Annotated in this window: 3 protein-coding genes and 1 pseudogene; 1 reads left to right on the top strand and 3 read right to left on the bottom strand. The window is 33.6% G+C overall.

Going from position 1 to position 2,164, the window contains the following annotated elements:
• A partial coding sequence (locus FcAc13_RS12155) for a hypothetical protein (RefSeq protein WP_223064614.1) occupies nt 1-195 on the top strand: 195 nt, incomplete at its 5' end.
• A 90-nt stretch (nt 196-285) separates the two neighbouring features.
• Here the strand turns inward: FcAc13_RS12155 and FcAc13_RS11995 are convergent.
• The 3 genes and pseudogenes from FcAc13_RS11995 to FcAc13_RS11985 form a co-directional block, all read right to left on the bottom strand.
• Entirely contained in the window at nt 286-654 is a 369-nt protein-coding gene (locus FcAc13_RS11995; protein ID WP_187756463.1) for a hypothetical protein, read from the bottom strand.
• Nucleotides 655-1,322: 668 nt separating this feature from the next.
• A complete protein-coding gene (locus tag FcAc13_RS11990; protein ID WP_187756462.1) occupies nt 1,323-1,685 on the bottom strand; it encodes a DUF596 domain-containing protein in 363 nt (120 codons plus the stop codon).
• Nucleotides 1,682-2,164, bottom strand: a pseudogene (locus FcAc13_RS11985) (hypothetical protein); the annotation flags it as partial. The gene FcAc13_RS11990 and the pseudogene FcAc13_RS11985, both read right to left, overlap by 4 nt.

The raw sequence follows: 2,164 nt of genomic DNA, 5'->3' as shown, positions 1-2,164 counted from the left end.
TTATCTAAATCCATTAATCGAAAGTGTAGTTTATCTTTGATGGGCATTCAAGCTTTATGTTTAATATTAGAAATAAAATTTTATATTGTGGGTTATATGTCTCAAGGCTCAAAACCTAATCCAGACCACTGTTCACCGTTAACGGTAGGGGCTGGAACGGATAAGCTTTTATGCCGAAAGACCTGTGATCATTAAAGTTGAGCAAAATAAAATTATTATTGAATTTGCGATACAGATCTGAAAAAAATAACAAACTTCCCGCTAGTTAAAGTGGAGGTTTCCTACTTAATCATGATTGATATATATTGCATCGACTTTTGCTGGTACAACATTTTCCCAATTCATGATGAGCAATATATCAATAGCCATTTTTCTCATATTCTGCCATTCAGCACTTTCACAAAGTGCATCATTATTCCAGTATTGAATATTAGCAGCTCCGCTTATAGATAACATATAATCATCTAATTTTTTTACTGCTAGTTTTTGCTCTGATGTAAGAGAAGATGCGACTAGAGGATCATTAAGTTCATCTAAGGCCATTTCCCACTCAACCGCTAATTCATCAGCTATATTTGCAAAATCAGGGAATAAACTCTTTTGTATTTCACAAGGTTGTGCTATTGCCTGAGTTACCCATTTAATCTTGTTCATATTCTATTCCTTTGGTTTATTGATAATTGTCGCTCTTTCTCCCACACTTGGTTTATATGTGTTTGGATCAACAACTTTTATTGTACCTTGTGTTGTAGTTGATACTTTATAATAGCTACCACCATGACGTCCTCCGCCTGGGTGTATCTGTATCTGGCTAATTTCAGGATGATCTTTAACTTCAATAATGACTGCCTGTCCTGAACCTCTTGTTGATTGTCTAATGTTAACTTGATAACCTGCTGCCTGAAAATCTTTTGCAATATCATCAGCAGATCTCCCCCAAATAGATTGAGGTGATTTTGTAAAGTCATTTGCAATATTAATTTTTATAGGTGGCGTTGGAGTAGTCGCTCCCTTTTCAACAACATTATTCCAATTAACCTCATCTAATTCAACTTCTACCGCTTCAATTTTATGATGTACCTTCGCTCTTACTTCAGTGCTGGTTATTTTGATGCGGGCATATTTTAATAAGCGTAGTGAACAGGTTAAGTAGTTGGATAAAAAAACGACTAACTTTTATTTAATTTAAATTGAGTTGGAATGAGATATTTATTTAATCTTCTAATATTGATACAAAGCTAAAATTACTGATTATTAGGGTTGGAAAGCTGTACTAAAATGTTATAAAAAACTTCTCACCATATCCGAGAAGTTTTATAAATTTAAGTCCATATCTCTTGACCTTCTGGTGTAATCCAAACAATACCACAGTTCAATTTCACATAGAACCACATACCAATATCATCAAGATCATCGTCTTCATCATCTGAGGGGTAAGGTGGCCAAATATCTTTAATCGACTGGATTTGTTCTTCACTGGTACCAGTTAGAAAAACACCATGACTAGCTAATCTGATATGCCCATCATTCATTGATTTATTTAATATTTTAAAGAAAATATCCTTTCTGATTTCATAAGGTTCATTCATATCTTTCATATAATTTGCTACATGTTGCCACATTGTGCCCATTGAATAACCAAAAGAACTTTCTAATATTGAATGATAAATTTTTTCAAAATTCATTGGAATTTCATCTCCACACGATTTCCTTTGTTAATATTTGGATTTTTGATATCTATAGTCCACTTAGCATTAGTTTGCTCCACTGAGTCAGAGAAATTTCTTAATGTTATATTGCTACCAGCATTGGGACCTTCAGTAACCTTGACTGAATAAATAGTTCCTTTCTCTGGAATCATTTTGGCTGTCGGCAAAACATCAACACCAGAAAGCTGTTTAAAGTAAGCCATAACATCAACCTCAGATGCACCTTTAAATACAGGCGCTCCTACACTAATACTTTGATCAGTTACTAATGTTTTACCATTTACCGTAATAGTAAAATCTTTAGGATGAATATTCTTGTTGTTATACAGTGTCGCCAAACGATCCATTTCTGCTTTGGCTAACTTTTGTAAGTTAGTTGTTCCCTTTTCAGCAACATTATTCCAATTAACCTCATCTAATTCAACCGTGACTGTATCAATTTTATAATGTACTTT

Origin of the sequence: Frischella japonica (genome assembly GCF_014489845.1) — a bacterium.
Classification (GTDB): domain Bacteria; phylum Pseudomonadota; class Gammaproteobacteria; order Enterobacterales; family Orbaceae; genus Frischella; species Frischella japonica.
The sequence above is the reverse complement of the archived record's forward strand: the minus strand, read 5'-3'. Positions and strand labels throughout refer to the sequence as shown.